The sequence below is a fragment of the Bacillus hominis genome (genome assembly GCF_018332515.1).
Classification (GTDB): domain Bacteria; phylum Bacillota; class Bacilli; order Bacillales; family Bacillaceae_G; genus Bacillus_A; species Bacillus_A hominis.
Window position 1 is genome coordinate 1 of sequence record NZ_BOQD01000079.1, and the last position, 18920, is coordinate 18920.

At 34.8% G+C, this 18920-nt stretch carries 14 protein-coding genes; 11 read left to right on the forward strand and 3 right to left on the reverse strand.

What is annotated here, in order from left to right; all coding sequences use genetic code 11:
• Positions 1–161: 161 nt before the first annotated feature.
• The 10 genes from ymdB to mutL all read left to right on the forward strand — a co-directional run bounded on the left by ymdB (position 162) and on the right by mutL (position 13058).
• Positions 162–956 (forward strand): 2',3'-cyclic-nucleotide 2'-phosphodiesterase, encoded by a 795-nt coding sequence (gene ymdB / locus KI356_RS09260; RefSeq protein WP_002014601.1) that lies wholly within the window; start codon positions 162–164, stop codon positions 954–956.
• A 149-nt stretch (positions 957–1105) separates the two neighbouring features.
• Positions 1106–1366: a stage V sporulation protein SpoVS gene (gene spoVS, locus KI356_RS09265; RefSeq protein ID WP_000404341.1), complete on the forward strand. Its 261-nt coding sequence runs from the start codon at positions 1106–1108 to the stop codon at positions 1364–1366.
• 59 nt (positions 1367–1425) lie between these two features.
• Positions 1426–2349 (forward strand): dipeptidase, encoded by a 924-nt coding sequence (locus KI356_RS09270; protein WP_002121680.1) that lies wholly within the window; start codon positions 1426–1428, stop codon positions 2347–2349.
• A 227-nt stretch (positions 2350–2576) separates the two neighbouring features.
• Complete coding sequence (locus KI356_RS09275; RefSeq protein WP_212935302.1) at positions 2577–4334, forward strand: 2-oxoacid:acceptor oxidoreductase subunit alpha; 1758 nt, start codon at positions 2577–2579, stop codon at positions 4332–4334.
• Entirely contained in the window at positions 4321–5187 is an 867-nt protein-coding gene (locus KI356_RS09280; protein ID WP_002146134.1) for a 2-oxoacid:ferredoxin oxidoreductase subunit beta, read from the forward strand. The genes KI356_RS09275 and KI356_RS09280 overlap by 14 nt, the downstream gene beginning before the upstream one ends.
• 431 nt (positions 5188–5618) lie before the next feature.
• Entirely contained in the window at positions 5619–7148 is a 1530-nt protein-coding gene (miaB, locus tag KI356_RS09285; protein WP_212935303.1) for a tRNA (N6-isopentenyl adenosine(37)-C2)-methylthiotransferase MiaB, read from the forward strand.
• Positions 7149–7151: 3 nt separating this feature from the next.
• The gene (locus tag KI356_RS09290; RefSeq protein WP_000649447.1) at positions 7152–7583 is read left to right on the forward strand and encodes a YlbF/YmcA family competence regulator; all 432 of its coding nucleotides are present in this window, start codon (positions 7152–7154) and stop codon (positions 7581–7583) included.
• Positions 7584–7710: 127 nt separating this feature from the next.
• Positions 7711–8253 carry an outer spore coat protein CotE gene (gene cotE / locus KI356_RS09295; RefSeq protein WP_001288802.1) on the forward strand — a complete coding sequence of 181 codons (543 nt, stop codon included), beginning with the start codon at positions 7711–7713 and terminating at the stop codon, positions 8251–8253.
• A gap of 180 nt (positions 8254–8433) precedes the next feature.
• Positions 8434–11106 (forward strand): DNA mismatch repair protein MutS, encoded by a 2673-nt coding sequence (mutS, locus tag KI356_RS09300; protein ID WP_212935304.1) that lies wholly within the window; start codon positions 8434–8436, stop codon positions 11104–11106.
• Between the two features lie 8 nt (positions 11107–11114).
• Positions 11115–13058, forward strand: coding sequence for a DNA mismatch repair endonuclease MutL (gene mutL / locus KI356_RS09305; RefSeq protein ID WP_212935305.1), 1944 nt, complete (start codon positions 11115–11117; stop codon positions 13056–13058).
• Positions 13059–13469: 411 nt separating this feature from the next.
• On the opposite strand, the gene KI356_RS09310 is transcribed toward mutL, so the two are convergent.
• On the reverse strand, positions 13470–13655 hold the full coding sequence (locus KI356_RS09310) for a hypothetical protein (protein ID WP_002111324.1): 186 nt from the start codon (positions 13653–13655) through the stop codon (positions 13470–13472).
• Between the two features lie 572 nt (positions 13656–14227).
• On the opposite strand from KI356_RS09310, the gene KI356_RS09315 reads away from it, so the two are divergent.
• Entirely contained in the window at positions 14228–17011 is a 2784-nt protein-coding gene (locus KI356_RS09315; RefSeq protein WP_212935306.1) for a dynamin family protein, read from the forward strand.
• A gap of 176 nt (positions 17012–17187) precedes the next feature.
• On the opposite strand, the gene KI356_RS09320 is transcribed toward KI356_RS09315, so the two are convergent.
• Both KI356_RS09320 and KI356_RS09325 read right to left on the reverse strand, forming a co-directional pair.
• On the reverse strand, positions 17188–18525 hold the full coding sequence (locus KI356_RS09320) for an NAD(P)-binding protein (protein WP_212935307.1): 1338 nt from the start codon (positions 18523–18525) through the stop codon (positions 17188–17190).
• A 291-nt stretch (positions 18526–18816) separates the two neighbouring features.
• Positions 18817–18920, reverse strand: a 104-nt coding sequence (locus KI356_RS09325) for a cell wall hydrolase (protein WP_212935308.1), incomplete at its 5' end; no start/stop codon positions are given.

Here is an 18920-nt window from a genome sequence, read left to right on the forward strand (position 1 = left end):
TAATCAGTGGGGATGAACACCCCCACTGATTATAGTTTCACTTTATAAGCAGTATGCAAGTGAAAGAAACTTATAATAGATACATTGTAACTGTTGTAAGGAAATAGCTTTAAGTTATAGTATGGTAATAAAAAATGTAGTACATAGAAAGGGTAAGACATATGAGAATATTATTTGTTGGGGATGTAGTAGGATCTCCTGGTAGAGACATGATTCAACAGTACGTACCGGCATTAAAGAAAAAATATACACCCACAGTAACAATTATTAATGGAGAAAATGCTGCGGGTGGACGTGGAATTACGGAAAAAATATATCGAAACTTTTTAGAGTGCGGGGCACAAGCGGTTACGCTTGGAAACCATGCTTGGGATAACCGTGAAGTATTTGAATTTATTGATGATGCAAAATATCTTGCAAGACCAGCTAACTTCCCAGAAGGAACGCCGGGAAAAGGGCTTATCTTTGTAAATTGTAATGGAACAGAAGTTGCAGTTATTAACTTACAAGGACGTACTTTCCTTCCTCCAATTGATTGTCCATTCCGTAAAGTGGATGAGTTAATCAGCATTGCAAAAAAACGTACAAACATTATCTTTGTTGATTTTCATGCTGAAACAACAAGTGAGAAGCAGGCGTTAGGTTGGTACGTAGACGGTCGTGCTACAGCGGTAGTAGGTACACATACACACGTTCCTACAGCTGATAATCGTATTTTACCAAGCGGAACAGCTTATATTACAGATGTTGGTATGACAGGCCCATATGATGGGATTTTAGGTATGGATCGCGAAGCGGTATTGAAGAAGTTTTTAACGAACTTACCAGTACGTTTTGAAGTGACGAATGGTAGAACGCAATTAAGTGCAGTGTTAATTGATGTGGATCCTAATACAGGGAAAGCGAAGAAAATTGAGCGTATTTTAATTAATGATGACCAACCGTTTTTTGATTGATTTTTAAAGAAAAGTTAGAGAATTTATTATATTTTAATTTTTTAGAAAAATTACAGAAATTTAGCAGGAATACGTGCCATTCCTCGTGAATATAAGTTAAAGTGAAATAATTGCTATTACTTTTTATAGAAACGAGGAGGAAACGCGGAATGGAAATATTAAAAGTTAAAGCAACGTCGGTCCCTAATTCTGTAGCTGGTGCACTTGCAGGTGTTATTCGCGAACGCGGAACAGCAGAAATTCAAGCTATTGGTGCAGGTGCATTAAACCAAGCGGTAAAGGCAGTAGCAATTGCAAGAGGATTTGTAGCGCCTAGCGGTTTGGACTTGATTTGTATCCCAGCGTTTACAGATATTATGATCGATGGTGAAGAGCGTACAGCGATAAAATTAATTGTAGAACCTCGTTAAGTTGAAACAACCTGTTTGCATACATGCAAACAGGTTGTTTTTATAGTGGAGGAATGAAAATGAAAATTTTTGATGCTCATTGCGATGTACTCTTTCAGCTATGGAGTGCAAAGGGAAAAAAAGACTTTCAAAACGATTCACAATTACATATTACATTTGAACAATTAAAGAAAAGAAAAGGAAGTATACAATGCTTTGCTATATATGTACCAGAAACAGTAGCGTATGAAAAGCGTTTTGAAGTTGCGCTGCAAATGATAGATATTTTTCATAATGAAATTCTATCGCTACCAGGAATGAAGTTTATTCAGACAAAAAAAGATATTAACATGTTAAAACAGGACGAGATTGGAGCATTATTAACATTAGAAGGATGCGAAGCGATTGGAAAAGAAGCGATGAAATTACGTTTGTTTTATCGCTTAGGTGTACGTTCCTTTGGATTAACATGGAACTATGCCAATCTGTTAGCTGATGGAGCACTAGAGGAACGTGGGGCGGGCTTAACTACCTTTGGTAGACAAGTTATACAAGAGCTTAATACATTACATTTATGGACCGATGTGTCGCATTTAAATGAAAGAAGTTTTTGGGATGTTATTGACATTGCAAAAAATCCGATTGCATCTCACTCGAACTGCCATCAACTATGCCAACATCCACGCAATTTGAATGACGAACAAATAAGGGCTCTCATAAATCGAAATAGCATAATTGGAGTTACTTTTGTACCGCAATTTTTAGCGAATGAAAGACGAGCGAATGTAACAGATATATTAAGGCATGTGGAATACATTTGTTCATTAGGTGGAGAAAAAAATATAGGATTTGGTTCTGATTTTGACGGGATTTTAGAAACCGTTATAGGTGTAGAAACGTATAGGGACTATGAAAATATAATTAACCAACTTTGTAAAAAGTATAGTGAATCAATGGTAGAGCATTTTTTGTATAAAAATTTTATTGACCGTATTACTTTCTGAAATCTAATTTTTAAAAATTCGGAAAAATTAAAATTAATTCACGGTAATTTATTGATTTTTTTAAGACCTAATACTAGAATGGTAAACGAAATAGCATTATACTAAAGATTCAGGGAAATCAGAAGAGGCATAATTTGCGTCCGTTGTAGTTTATTTGCATAAAAAATGCTAAACTAATACTGTAAAAAAATACACTACAATGAATGCAGCCAAAAGGGGTGTAGGAGATGATTAGTCAACTTTCATGGAAAGTTGGAGGCCAACAAGGTGAAGGAATTGAAAGTACAGGGGAAATCTTCTGTATTGCATTAAACCGATTAGGATATTACCTATACGGTTACCGCCACTTCTCATCACGTATTAAAGGCGGCCATACAAATAATAAAATTCGTGTAAGTACAACAGAAGTACGCGCGATCTCAGATGATTTAGATATTTTAATTGCTTTTGATCAAGAAACAATTGATTTTAACTTCCACGAACTACGTCCGGGCGGAATTGTAGTTGCAGATGCGAAATTTAATCCGACAATACCTGATAATACAGATGTAAATCTATATGTAATACCGTTTACAGATATTGCTTCAGAGTTAGGCACATCATTAATGAAAAACATGGTTGCAGTTGGGGCGTCAAGTGCGGTATTAGGATTAGATGAAACAGCTTATTTAGATGTTGTTGAAGAAATCTTTGGTCGTAAAGGAGAGCAAGTCGTTCAAAAAAATATGGACGCAATTAAACGCGGCTCTCAATATATGAAAGAATTGCTTGGTGAGAAAGTAAACATGATGCAGCTTGAAAAAGCTGATGGCAAGAAACGCATGTTTATGATTGGAAACGACGCAATCGCATTTGGTGCGGTAGCTGGTGGTGCTCGATTTATGTCCGCATATCCAATCACACCTGCATCTGAAATTATGGAATATTTAATTAAAAAGTTACCGAAAGTCGGCGGAACAGTAATCCAAACCGAGGATGAAATCGCAGCTTGTACAATGGCGATCGGTGCAAACTATGCTGGTGTTCGCACATTAACAGCATCTGCTGGCCCTGGTCTTTCTTTAATGATGGAAGCAATTGGTTTAGCAGGTATTACTGAAACACCGCTAGTTATCATTGATACACAACGTGGTGGTCCAAGTACGGGCTTACCAACAAAACAAGAGCAGTCGGACTTAATGGCTATGATTTACGGAACGCATGGTGAAATTCCAAAAATCGTAATGGCGCCAAGTACAGTTGAAGAAGCTTTCTATGATATTGTAGAAGCGTTTAACTTAGCAGAAGAATATCAAGTGCCTGTTATTTTCTTAACAGATCTACAGCTTTCTTTAGGAAAGCAAACAGTAGAACCACTTAAGTTAGATAAAGTTGAAATTCGTCGTGGTAAGCTTGATTTAGAAGTAGAATTACCAGAACGTGAAAATAAAGCATACTTCAAGCGTTATGAAGTAACAGACGATGGGATTTCACCACGTGTTTTACCTGGTATGAAAAATGGTATTCACCATGTTACAGGTGTAGAACATGATGAAACGGGTAAACCATCTGAATCAGCGTTAAATCGTAAAGATCAAATGGACAAACGTTTCCGTAAAATGGCGAACTTGCAGTTTAATACCCCTATTTACAAAAATGCTAAGCATGATGACGCAGACGTATTGTTAGTTGGCTTTAACTCAACTCGTGGTGCGATCGAAGAGGCAATGCAGCGTTTGGAACAAGAAGGAATGAAAGTAAACCATGCCCATGTACGTTTAATTCATCCGTTCCCAACAGCTGAAATCGATCCACTTGTGAAAAAAGCGAAGCGTGTTGTAGTAGTAGAAAACAATGCAACTGGTCAGCTTGCTAACATTATGAAAATGAATCTTGGCAAGGGTGAGAAAATTTCTAGTCTTTTAAAATACGATGGAAATCCATTCTTGCCGAAAGAGATTTACAACGAATGTAAAAAAGGGGTTGTATTAAATGGCAACATTTAAGGACTTTCGTAACAGTGTAAAACCAAACTGGTGCCCAGGTTGCGGAGACTTCTCGGTGCAGGCTGCGATTCAACGTGCGGCAGCTAACGTTGGTTTAAATCCAGATGAGCTAGCTGTTATTTCTGGTATCGGCTGTTCAGGTCGTATTTCAGGTTATATTAATTCATACGGTTTGCATAGTATTCACGGACGTGCCCTTCCGATTGCGCAAGGTGTGAAAATGGCAAATCGTGATTTAACAGTTATCGCATCCGGTGGTGACGGTGATGGTTTTGCGATTGGTATGGGACATACAATCCATTCTATTCGTCGTAACATTGACATTACGTACATCGTAATGGATAACCAAATTTACGGATTAACAAAAGGTCAAACTTCACCACGTAGTGAAGCTGGATTTAAAACGAAAAGTACACCACAAGGTTCAATTGAACCATCACTAAATGTTATGGAAATGGCTTTAACAGCTGGTGCGACATTTGTGGCGCAAAGCTTTTCAAGTGATTTAAAAGAATTAACGCAAATTATTGAAGCTGGTATTAACCATAAAGGCTTTTCATTAATTAATGTATTTAGTCCATGTGTTACTTACAATAAAGTAAATACTTATGATTGGTTTAAAGAGAATTTAACGAAACTAAGTACAGTAGAAGGATATGATCCGTCTAATCGCATGATGGCTATGCAAACATTAATGGAAAAGAACGGGTTAGTAACAGGTTTAATTTATCAAAATACAAAGCAGCCTTCTTACCAAGAGCTTGTAAAAGACTATAGTGAAAAGCCTTTAGTGCAGTCTGATTTGAATATGGATCAGAAAATGTTTGATGAGCTTGTTGCTGAATTTATGTAATGATCGGAGAGAAGGTTGCCACTTGGCAACCTTCTTTTTGAGTGAATAAAAATAAATAATAGATTTGTTTACTTAGAAAATTCAGAATGATAAAATAATATATAAATCGTTGTATAAAAATAGCATGTTCATTAACTGTGAAATGTAATATAGGATAAGGCTTCTTCTTTGTTTAAATTGGCGAAACGCTGCATACTATGGTAATGTGTATAGGGATAAAGCAATATGCTTTTGGGTAGGACAAGATGAAATAATAAAAAGGGAATGTCTATTTGTGTGGGGAAGACTTCATTCTTACGGATGATTAGATCGATTACTCAAGTTTCAAAGGGCAAGTTATCTCTCAAGCTATCTAACATCATTGAGATGGGTCTAAGCGCATTAAAATGGACTACAGAGTGTGTATAGTTAAGGGTGAAAGGAGATTACCGATGAACGAGCAACAACGATTAGCAAGTCGACAAGCAAATTCCTCTACGAAAAAAGAAGAGAAAGATTATAGTAAATACTTTGAAAGTGTATACCAACCACCTTCCTTGAAATTGGCGAAAAAGCGTGGAAAAGAAGAAGTTAAAATTGAACGAGATTTTGGCTTACCTGAAGAGTTCCGTAATTTTGGCGCAGGAAGAAAATTTTACATTCGTACATATGGCTGTCAAATGAATGAGCATGATACAGAAGTAATGGCTGGGATTTTTACAACACTTGGATATGAGCCAACTTTTTCAACTGAAGAGGCAGATGTGATTTTATTAAATACTTGTGCAATTCGTGAAAATGCTGAAAATAAAGTGTTCGGTGAACTTGGTCATTTAAAATCATTAAAGCGAAGAAATCCGGATCTTTTAATTGGTGTATGTGGTTGTATGTCTCAAGAAGAATCTGTTGTAAATAAAATTATGCAAAAAAATCAGCATGTAGATATGGTGTTTGGTACACATAATATTCATAGATTACCGTATATCTTAAAGGACGCAATGTTCTCAAAAGAGACGGTAGTTGAAGTTTGGTCAAAAGAAGGGGATGTAATTGAAAACCTTCCGAAAGTACGTCGTGGTGATATTAAAGCTTGGGTAAATATTATGTATGGCTGTGATAAGTTCTGTACATATTGTATTGTACCGTATACACGCGGAAAAGAGCGCAGCAGACGTCCAGAAGATATTATTAAAGAAATTCGCCATTTAGCTGCGAACGGTTATAAAGAAATTACGTTACTTGGACAAAACGTAAACGCATACGGTAAAGATTTTGAAGATATACAATATGGTCTTGGCGATTTAATGGATGAACTTCGAAAAATTGATATCGCACGTATTCGTTTTACAACAAGCCATCCACGTGATTTTGACGATTATTTAATTGATGTTCTTGGAAAAGGTGGTAACCTAGTAGAACATATCCATTTACCGGTTCAATCTGGTAGTACAGATATGCTTAAAATTATGGCGCGTAAATATTCGCGAGAACACTATTTAGAGCTTGTACGAAAAATTAAAGAAACCATTCCGAATGCAGTACTAACGACTGATATTATCGTTGGTTTCCCAAATGAAACGGATGAGCAGTTTGAAGAGACGATGTCGTTATATCGTGAAGTAGGATTTGATACGGCATTTACATTTATTTATTCCCCGCGCGAAGGTACACCAGCTGCAAAAATGCAAGATAATGTTCCGATGGAAGTGAAGAAAGAGCGATTACAACGCTTAAATACACTAGTGAATGAATATGCAGTTAATAAAAATAAGCGTTATATAGGACAAATTGTAGAAGTATTAGTTGATGGAGAAAGTAAAAATAATCCTGAAGTACTTGCGGGGTATACACGTACGAATAAACTTGTAAACTTCGTTGCTTCAAAATCTTTAATTGGTCAGCTTGTTAAAGTAAAAGTAACGGACGCAAAAACTTGGTCTCTTAACGGGGAATTAGTTGAAGAGCCGATTGAGGTGAAATAATAGATGAAAGCATATACGAAAGATGAAATTGTTGAACAAGCGAAAGAACTAGCAAAAATGATTTCTGAAACAGAAGAAGTCGATTTCTTTAAGCGAGCAGAAGCACAAATTCATAAAAATGAAAATGTAAAGCGCGCAATTGATGAAATTAAAGCATTGCAAAAACAAGCAGTAAACTTGCAACATTACGGGAAATGGGAAGCTTTGAAAAAAGTAGAAGCTGAAATTGACGCATTGCAAGATAAGTTAGACAGTATCCCAGTAGTACAAGAATTTAAATCTTCACAAACATACGTAAATGACTTACTACAGTTGGTTGCAAGTACGATTTCTAACAACGTAACAGATGAAATATTAGTTTCAACTGGCGGCGATGTGTTGAAGGGTGAAACTGGTGCAGCGGTAGAAAGTAAAAAAGGAAATTGTGGTTGTTAAAGAGATGTCTTATTGACATCTCTTTTTTTAGTGGGTTATATTGTAAATTCTTCTCAAAAAAAAGAATGACACATTCCGCTATTGTCACGCATATGATTAAGTGAATAGTGATTGAGGAGGGTTACGAATGTCCGAATTTAGAGAGATTATTACAAAAGCAGTGGTTGGAAAAGGACGTAAGTATACAAAGTCAACGCATACATGTGAATCGAATAATGAGCCAACAAGTATTTTAGGGTGCTGGGTAATTAACCATTCGTACGAAGCGAGAAAGAATGGGAAACATGTGGAAATTGAAGGTTTCTATGATGTAAACACTTGGTATTCATTTGATGGAAACACAAAGACTGAAGTTGTAACAGAACGTGTTAACTACACTGATGAAGTAAGCATTGGGTATCGTGATAAAAACTTCTCTGGTGACGATTTAGAAATTATCGCTCGTGTAATTCAGCCGCCAAATTGTTTAGAAGCTCTTGTATCGCCAAATGGTAATAAAATTGTTGTGACGGTAGAACGTGAATTTGTAACAGAAGTAGTTGGGGAAACGAAAATTTGTGTAAGTGTAAATCCTGAAGGTTGCGTAGAATCAGACGAGGATTTCCAAGTCGATGATGATGAGTTTGAAGAATTAGATCCGAACTTTATCGTCGATGCAGAAGAAGAGTAAGAGAAAGCTAGGGAGAAGTTCTTCCTAGCTTTTTACAATACATAAGTAGTGCTGAATGAACATGATTCTTTATGAAATATGTTATAATGAAGAAAGACTCCTGAAATAGGAGATATGGATGTCCGTGAAGTGTGACATATATGAATATAGATTATTATGCAGGAATTATGGAGGAAAGACATGACGCAATATACGCCTATGATACAGCAATACTTAAAGGTTAAGGCAGACTATCAAGATGCCTTTTTATTTTTCAGATTAGGTGATTTTTATGAAATGTTCTTTGAAGATGCGGTTAAAGCAGCTCATGAACTTGAAATTACATTAACGAGCCGAGATGGTGGTAGTAGTGAACGTATACCGATGTGTGGTGTACCGCATCATGCAGCTAAAAATTATATTGAACAACTTGTTGAAAAAGGATATAAAGTAGCTGTTTGTGAGCAAGTGGAAGATCCAAAAACAGCTAAAGGTGTAGTACGTCGTGAAGTAGTACAACTAATTACGCCAGGAACGATGATGGAAGGGCGTACAATAGACGAGAAGGAGAATAACTTCTTAGCAGCATTAACACATTTCGAAGATGGATCTTATGCGCTAGCTTGCAATGACTTAACGACTGGACAAAATACAGTGACGTTGTTAACAGGTTCAGTAGAAGATATTTTATTAGAAGTGTATGCAACTGGTTCAAAAGAAATTGTTGTAGATTCTACATTTTCAAAAGATGAATTAAATAAATTAACTGAAACATTAAAAATGACGATTTCGTATGAAGATGCAACAACTATTCCAGAAGGATTAGAACATCTTGTGAAAAATGTTTCACAAGCAAAATTAATTAAAGCAATTGGACGCTTATTTAACTATGTAATAAGAACACAAAAACGTTCGTTAGATCACTTGCAACCAGTAGAAATTTATTACACGAACCAATTTATGAAAATTGATGTGCATTCAAAACGCAATTTAGAGTTAACAGAGACTCTTCGTACGAAGGAAAAGACAGGCTCATTATTATGGCTATTAGACAAAACAAAAACGGCTATGGGTGGGCGTATGTTAAAACAGTGGATGGAACGTCCACTTATCCAGAAAGAAAAAGTTGAAGAGCGTTTAGAAATGGTTGAAACGTTTGTAAATGATTACTTTTTACGTGAAGATTTAAAAGAAAAGTTAAAAGAAGTATATGATTTAGAGCGTTTAGCAGGGAAAGTTGCATTTGGTAATGTAAATGCACGGGACTTATTACAATTAAGACGTTCTTTACTGCAAGTACCAGCTATTTTAGAAGCGATTAGTCTTTTAGATAATGCTTATGCAGCAAGATTAATTCAAGGTGCGGATCCATGTGAGAGCTTAACTGAATTACTAGGAAGAAGTATTCAAGAAAACCCACCGCTTTCTATTAAAGACGGAGATATTATTAAAGACGGTTATAATGACAAGCTTGATCAATATCGTTACGTTAGTAAAAACGGAAAAACGTGGATCGCTGAGCTTGAAAAACGAGAGCGTGATATTACAGGGGTTAAATCATTAAAAATTGGGTACAACCGTATTTTTGGCTACTACATTGAAGTGACGAAGGCGAATCTTGCAGCACTTCCAGAAGGGCGCTATGAGCGTAAACAAACACTTGCAAATGCAGAGCGTTTCATAACAGATGAACTAAAAGAAAAAGAAACATTAATCTTAGAAGCAGAAGAGAAAATTGTACAATTAGAATACGATTTATTTACAGCACTTCGCGAAGAAGTAAAAGTATTCATTCCGAAATTACAGCATTTAGCAAAAGTAATTAGTGAACTAGACGTACTGCAAAGCTTTGCGACAGTTAGTGAAGAAGAGCAGTTTGTAAAACCTGTATTAACAACTAAGCGCGAAATCTTTATTAAAGATGGTCGTCATCCTGTCGTTGAAAAAGTATTGAACGGGAAATTGTATGTACCGAATGATTGTATTATGCCGGAGAAGATGGATGTCTTTTTAATTACAGGACCGAACATGTCTGGTAAAAGTACGTATATGAGACAATTAGCACTTGTTACTGTTATGTCACAAATTGGTTGCTTTGTACCAGCGACAGAAGCAGTATTACCTGTCTTCGATCAAATCTTTACGAGAATTGGTGCAGCGGATGATTTAATATCAGGTCAAAGTACATTTATGGTTGAAATGTTAGAAGCGAAAAATGCAATTGCAAATGCTTCAGAAAGAAGTTTAATTTTATTTGATGAAATTGGACGTGGTACATCTACGTATGATGGTATGGCACTTGCACAAGCAATTATTGAACATATTCATGACCAAATTGGTGCGAAAACATTATTCTCTACACATTATCATGAATTAACAGTGTTAGAAGAAAGTTTAGACCAACTAAAAAATGTACATGTTTCAGCTATTGAAGAGAATGGAAAAGTAGTTTTCCTTCATAAAATTCAAGATGGAGCGGCTGATAAAAGTTACGGTATTCACGTTGCTCAACTTGCTGAGCTTCCAGACAGCTTAATCGCTCGTGCGAAAGAAGTGTTAGCACAGCTAGAAGGACAGGACGAAATTGTTATTCCGAAACGAGTAGAAGTGAAGGTACAAGAAGTTGCTTCAGAACCAGTTGTTGTAAAAGAAGAACCGGCAGAAATACAAGAAAAGAAAGAAGAGACTGAAGAAGAGTCACAACTATCTTTCTTTGGAGGAGAACAATCTTCGAAAAAACAAGACAAACATGCGCTCGATCAAAAAGAAACGGCAGTACTTGCACAAATTAAAAAGATTGATTTACTCGATATGACGCCTTTAGAAGCGATGAACGAACTGTATCGCCTGCAGAAAAAGTTAAAGAAAGGATGAGTAAGTAGATGGGGAAAATTCGCAAACTCGATGATCAACTCTCTAACTTAATTGCGGCAGGGGAAGTAGTAGAACGCCCTGCTTCAGTCGTAAAAGAACTTGTGGAAAATTCCATCGATGCGAATAGTACATCTATTGAAATCCACTTAGAAGAAGCTGGGTTATCGAAAATTCGCATCATTGATAATGGAGATGGCATTGCAGAAGAAGATTGTATCGTCGCATTTGAACGCCACGCAACGAGTAAAATTAAAGATGAAAATGATCTGTTTCGTATAAGAACGCTCGGTTTCCGCGGAGAGGCCCTGCCGAGTATTGCCTCTGTAAGTGAATTAGAATTAATCACGAGCACAGGTGATGCGCCTGGTACACACCTTATCATTAAAGGTGGAGACATTATAAAACAAGAGAAAACAGCGAGCCGAAAAGGAACGGATATTGCAGTACAAAACTTATTCTTTAATACACCAGCGCGCCTTAAATATATGAAAACTATTCATACAGAGCTTGGGAATATTACAGATATCGTGTATCGTATTGCAATGTCACATCCAGAAGTATCGTTAAAACTGTTTCATAATGAAAAGAAATTGCTTCATACGTCAGGAAACGGTGATGTAAGACAAGTACTTGCAGCGATTTACAGCATTCAAGTTGCGAAGAAGCTGATTCCGATTGAAGCTGAGTCTCTAGACTTTACCATTAAAGGTTATGTAACATTACCAGAAGTAACGAGAGCGTCTCGTAACTATATGTCAACGATTGTAAATGGCCGTTACGTTCGAAATTACACATTAATGAAAGCAGTTCAGCAAGGATACCATACGTTACTGCCAGTCGGGCGATACCCAATCGGCTTCTTATCAATTGAAATGGATCCAATGCTTGTTGATGTCAACGTACATCCAGCAAAATTAGAAGTTCGCTTTAGTAAAGAGCAAGAACTACTGCAGCTTATTGAAAAAACGTTACAAGATGCATTTAAAAAAATACAGCTCATCCCAGATGCAGGTGTAACAACGAAGAAAAAAGAAAAAGATGAAAGTGTGCAAGGACAGTTCCAGTTTGAGCACACAAAACCGAAAGAACCACAGGTGCCAAATATCGTTTTACCTACTGGAATGGATGAGAAACAAGAAGAAACAACGACTTTGAAAAAACCAGCACAACTTTGGCAACCGCCGAAGCAAGAATGGCAACCACCACAGTCGCTAGTAAGAGAAGAAGAAAGTTGGCAGCCATCTACTAAACCGATAATTGAAGAACCAATTCGGGAAGAGAAATCGTGGAACAGTAACGATGACGATTTTGAATTGGAAGAATTGGAAGAAGAAGTTCACGAAATAAAAGAGATTGAAATGAACGGTAATGACTTACCACCACTTTATCCAATTGGACAAATGCACGGAACATATATTTTCGCTCAAAATGATAACGGGCTATATATGATTGATCAGCACGCAGCGCAGGAACGCATCAATTATGAATATTTCCGTGATAAAGTAGGACGAGTTACGCAAGAAGTACAAGAGTTACTTGTACCGTACCGTATTGATTTATCTCTTACTGAATTTTTGCGTGTCGAAGAGCAATTAGAAGAATTAAAAAAAGTTGGACTATTTTTAGAGCAATTCGGCCATCAATCCTTTATCGTCCGCTCGCATCCAACATGGTTCCCAAAAGGTCAAGAAACAGAAATCATCGACGAAATGATGGAGCAAGTTGTCAAACTAAAAAAAGTAGATATTAAAAAACTACGAGAAGAAGCAGCTATCATGATGAGCTGTAAAGCTTCCATAAAAGCAAATCAATATTTAACGAATGATCAAATATTCGCTTTACTCGAAGAACTTCGTACAACAACAAACCCATATACATGTCCGCATGGAAGACCAATTCTTGTACATCATTCTACTTATGAATTGGAGAAGATGTTTAAGAGGGTTATGTAGGGGAAGTTGCTTTCTTCTAAAATGTTTTGGATTTAATAAAGATAAAGTTAGATTGCAAAGGGAGCAACAGTAATTAGTTGCTCTCTTTTTTTATGTAGATTTGTTATTGTTCAATGAGTGTGAAGCAGTTTAGTTTTGAAATAAGAATTGGAAAGAGTATTTAAGAGGTTATAAAGATATTTTGTTTTTTTAGTATTTATTCATTTTTGAAGGAATTCATTTCGTGGCTATGGTTACTTTAGCCTGTTATCAAATCCTACTAAGAATGAAAAAAGCGTGGTATATCAGCACTTTTAAAAAGGAAAGTTTTCCAGTAAACTCTCCTTTTTAAAGGGTGTGTGAGCTGAAAAATCAAGATTTAGACACTACTTAAAACGTACCTGTGCATTGTCACAATGATGCTCTATAGAATTATTTATTTTTGTTATTATTAATTTTTTCAGTATATAGAACTTTTTCTTTGTAATGTTTTGTTATTGGGAAATTATGTGTACCTGTGCCGTTTTTGTATTGTTTATAAACTGGGTTTTTTATGGGGATTGTTGTAGTTTCAGTAAATTCATATGGGTAATTTATTTTAGATTTATCTTCAAACATGAAAGTGCCTCCTTTTTAGGATTTCCTAAATTCTTTACTATAACATGATATGCATATAGATTTTTTTGGGACTAGTTATTTATATAGGTTAATGGAATTTAATTACATAACCACTGAATTATTTTATAGGAAAACAATTCGAGAAAGATTTTGTATGAAAAGCTGTTGACTAATATTGTTGTTTTTTACGTTATTGTGATGTATCTGAAATGGCATACAGGTTCATTTAACAACTATTATGTGAGGTTTTTTTGTTTGTCAGCGAAGTAAACAATGCATATATATTCGTTATAGATTGTTTTTATAATACAATATATATGGAGTTTTCCTGATAATACAATGTGAAATATTATATTGTTATTAGGTTATTAGGAACATTTAATGTTGTTTCACAACTGAAAGGGAATTGAAAAAGAACTGAAACTTTTCTCATAAAAATTCAATCTTACTTGAAAAATGAAAGGAAAATGAAATTTTCTAAAAGAAATTCTTTGTTAAGATAAAAAGCATACATACAAAAAAGTATTGACATATGGAGAAAAATGTATTTTTAAGATATAGTGGGGGAAAAGATGAGATTAGAAAAACAATTAATAAAAAAGATGTATTATGAAACATTCCTAATGGAGAATGGAACATATCCACCTCTTCAAGTACTTGGAGAAGCTTATTTAAACGAAGAAAAAAATGAGATTTCCGATGGATCTTATATTCGTTTTGCACAAGGTGAATTTTATTATCACCATCAAGATTTTGAAGCAGCTGTTTTTAAATGGGAGAAAGTTAGTAATGAATTAGCACCATGGGCACAAAAAAATATTGCGGATGCTTACTTCGAACTTAACCAATTATCAGTTGCTGAAAACGTGTATACTTCCATTACTACTGATAACAAAATACTGATGACCGAAATTGTACTGCAATTACTGTCTCTTTACATCGAGCAAAATAATTTTGATTCAGCTTTCGCTGTTATAAAAGAAGCGGTTTCTTTAAATCCCGATTATCCAAACGTCACAACAATTGCACGTTCCTTTTATGAGGAACAGCAAGATTTTGATAGTGCAGTAGAGCTTGCGGTGAACGAGTTAATTCGAACAGAATCTTATCCGTGGTTTGAGGTTCTAAAAGAATATATCGATAAAGGATTTACTAAAAATATTTCACCAGACTATTTTTATAAAGTATTAGTTACATTAAATAATGTAGATCAAGTACAATTTACGCAAATTGTTTCATCACTTTGGCACAGCTATAAAGATGAACAAAATTACTTATTATGGCTCAACACAATAAATGAATTTTTCATACATATCGAAATATATTCGTCCGATATATGGGACGAAATTTCTTCTCTTTACGAAGAAACATACTTTGAATTAATTCAAGGTCAATATATGCTTAGACAATTACAAGGTATTATTCCAAATCTGTTAACAAATTGGTTAAAGGTAGTCAATCCCTCTCATGCTGTATTTCCATCTGCAGCAGTATTGGCATGGGATGAGATTTTTCCTTCCAAAATAGATTCAGCTGATATAAAACATGCAGAAAACCTACTGTCATATTCTATTAATCATGTGAATGGCTTAGAGTATAGTTTACATCTTTTTGAATCTATTACAGGGTGGGCACAAGAAAATGATTTAGAAATGGGTCACCGATTTAGCTGGTTAGTTGGTGAACTTGCAGATTTAAGAACAAATCGCCTATTAGTAACTGGAACTTCAGGAAACGGAAAAGCTTCATTTATTAACTCTATTTTAGGAGAAAATATATTAGAAAACTCAATCTCAAATGTAGTTGTTTTTAAAAATGACGCTTATACAGAAATTAACGCTATAACAGATTCGGAAATTACAACAACTGAGAATTTCTCTGATTTCCATAACATGATGGCAGTGCACCGTCAAACATATAGAGATAGAGCATGTGTTGAATTTAAATTACCATGCAGATTTTTAAGTAAAAATAAACTTACATTCGTTGTTACACCTAGCTTTAATAGGAACAATGACGCAAGGGATGAGGTATTTGAATATTTAAATTCTACAGATGAATTATTATTCGTATTGAATGCGGATTCACCTTTTACTGACAAAGAACGTGACATTCTATTAAGTATTCAAGAACATACACCAAATCTACAAGTTCATTTCTTATTAAATAAAATCGATAACATTTACAATGAAGCAGAAGCAAAAAGAGTTATACAAGATACGCAAGTGAGAATAAATACATATTTCCCTAATGCAAGAATTTTCCCTTATTCTTCGTTATATACAAATAGTAAACAACTAAACGATTTAACTGAGTTTATTCATTTTAACTTTAACCATAAAAATATCGATGCAGAACGGAATGAAAAGCTATTGTTTTTCATTCGAAAAACAATTACATATCTTTTGGATAAACGCGTCGAGAGGGAAAACAATTTAGTGGATTCTATTAATTGGAATGAAGATATGTTAGTTAAACTAAATGGTTGTATTAATAACCTTACTGCTTTTGAGAAGGACAAAATTCATTTAATTACAGAATCATATCGTACAATGAAAAACGAAATTACTAATGATCTTACAGAACATATTCCGAAACTATTGCAGAGTTGTTCCGATTTAATTAGTGAAGAAAGCGATTTTGGTCACATTGATATTGAACTAAACACAGCGATGAATGAAAGAGTGCAACAATATCTAGAACAAACTGTATTACCTAATCTTGCTCGCTCTATGCAAAATTGGATTGCGACTTCTAATAACGAGCTCCTTCAAAGTCAATTGTACTTAGAAGAAACCAGTGAAGGACTTAATTCTTTATTTGGAGAAAATCGAATACAGTTAGAATGTGACTTTAAAGTAATTGATGACTGGCGCAGAGATACTGATAGAATGACAACTAGAATACAAATGGAAGAAGTAAATATTTTACGCCGATTTACACCAGCACAATTTTTACTGAAAAGTGCCGGTAAATTATTTGGAGTTCTTCCTAAAAATAAAGCTATGCTATACAATAAATACAAACAGTATTTAGAAAATGAAGATTATACCGATGTAACGGCTTCTATTATGAAGAAGTTTTTCTTGCAATTTGAGCTGTTTGAAAACACACAAGAGCGGGATATTAATATGTTCTTTAGAAATCCATTTGGCGCGTTGGAACAAGCTGTAGAAAATACTCATTTAGAAATAAAAGAAAAACAAGATAAGCTGCATAAAATGAAATCAAACCCTGAAGTTTATCATGATCCTATAAAACTCTTTGAATTGAGATTACGTCAATGTGAAGTAATCTTGAATATAGGTGAGGATAATTCCTATACAGATTTATCTTTAGAAACAATCATAGAATAAACGTAAAGTAACTCCAAAATATACAATGAAAATTGATTTTGGAGTTGTTTTTTGTTTAAATCTGTATAATATGTACGTTCTTTTTAATAGCAGATTGCATCATGTGTTATAAGAGAAGTAATAGGGAAAAGGGAGCAATAGTAATTAGTTGCTCCCTTTCCATTTAATTAGAGTATTTAAATGTCAGATAAATATTTTCCAACATACAGTCCACTTGCAGCTGCTTGAGATAATGAATGAGTGACACCTGAACAATCTCCAATTAAAAATAGCCCATTCATAGTTGTTTCAAAATGGTTATTGACTTTTATGGTAGGAGCATAGAATTTTCCATCAATTCCATATAATAAAGTATCTTTATCGATAGGTTCTTGTATAAATTGTTCTAAGCGTAATAAAAACTCTTTGAGCCCTTCAATATATAATGGAGGGATTTCTTTATTCAAATCTCCATAATCACCGTGTAGTGTAGGTTGTATACGATTATGTTTCATGCCGTTTTCCACTGTAGGTTGTTTCTTTAATAAGTCCTCTAAGCGCTGTATAACAATCCGATCTCGTCCTTGGTTAATGCTTTTAATAATTGAACTTGTGTATACATTTGCTTCTTTGAGAGTTGGAAAATAGCGCGGGATAAATAAAGTGAAATTTAAGTTAGGAGTGCCAGTTCCTTGCTCTCGGAAATTTTGACCGTCAGGCATAACTAAACCTTCTTCGTACTTTCGAATAATGCGTCCTTTTGGATTCATACAGTAAGTAGTTGCTGTGAAATGTTCATGCTCATAAGAAAGTTTTGTCTCAAATGTATCTTTTAATATAGAACGTAATTGATTTTCTTGCATCTCTACTCTAATACCTAAATCTACACGAGTTTGCTCCTGAGAAATATTAAGAGAAGTGCACATTTCTTTTAACCAATCCGCTCCGGAACGACCGGTTGCAAATACTAATTTCTTAGAATGGACAGTTTCTTGATTTGTATATATTTTAAAATGGTCTTTCTGCTTAACGATATTTTGTACATCTATATGAAATTGGATATCTATTTTGGTAAGTAAAAATTCATAGAGCTGCTGAAAAATGTTACTGGAAAGTGTAGTACCAAGATGTCTTACTTCGGTTGTTAGCATTTGTAAACCACACGCTTCAGCTCTCTTAGTGAGAGTTGGATTTTCTGTAGAATATTTTGAAACTGAACTTCCACCAAACTGACATAGAATTTCATCTACTTCATCCATGAGTTGTATAAAGCCTTTTTTACCTACCTTTTGCTCGAGTTCGCCTCCAAATCCATTTGTATAATTAAATTTCCCTTCAGACTTTCCTAAGCCACCAAAACCGAAATATTTATCACATGCAGTACAGTTACATATTTCCCCTTGTTCTAAAGAGCAATTTCGATGTTCTAACGGTTTGCCTTTATCAAGAATTAAAACCTTTTTGTTGCTTTTGGCTAATGTATAAGCCATAAAAATGCTACTCACTCCAGCACCGATAATTGTAATATCATACATGTTTTTTCACCTGCTACCGAATAGTTTGTTTGCTATTTTCCTAGTGTATAACAATTTTACAAAGTTAAGAAATAGCTTGTACTAATAAAGTCGTAGTTGTGGATTTGATGCTCTCTCAATTACTCCAAATGGTGAATGAGATACAACAGTTTTTTATTTGAAAAGAGAGATATTTTTAAACAATCATTTTATCATATGGTTAATAAAAAGTTTACATATAAAAAGAACAGACCTTTTAAATAAAGAGGTCTGCTAATAATTTGAAATTAATTACAGTTTTATTACGCATCTTTATTTAGCAAAGACATGGTTACCGATTACTGCTACTGTTTGACGTGTCGTAATCCATTTGCTTGTTGAAGTTTTTGGATTGTAAAAATAAAGCCAATCAGAAT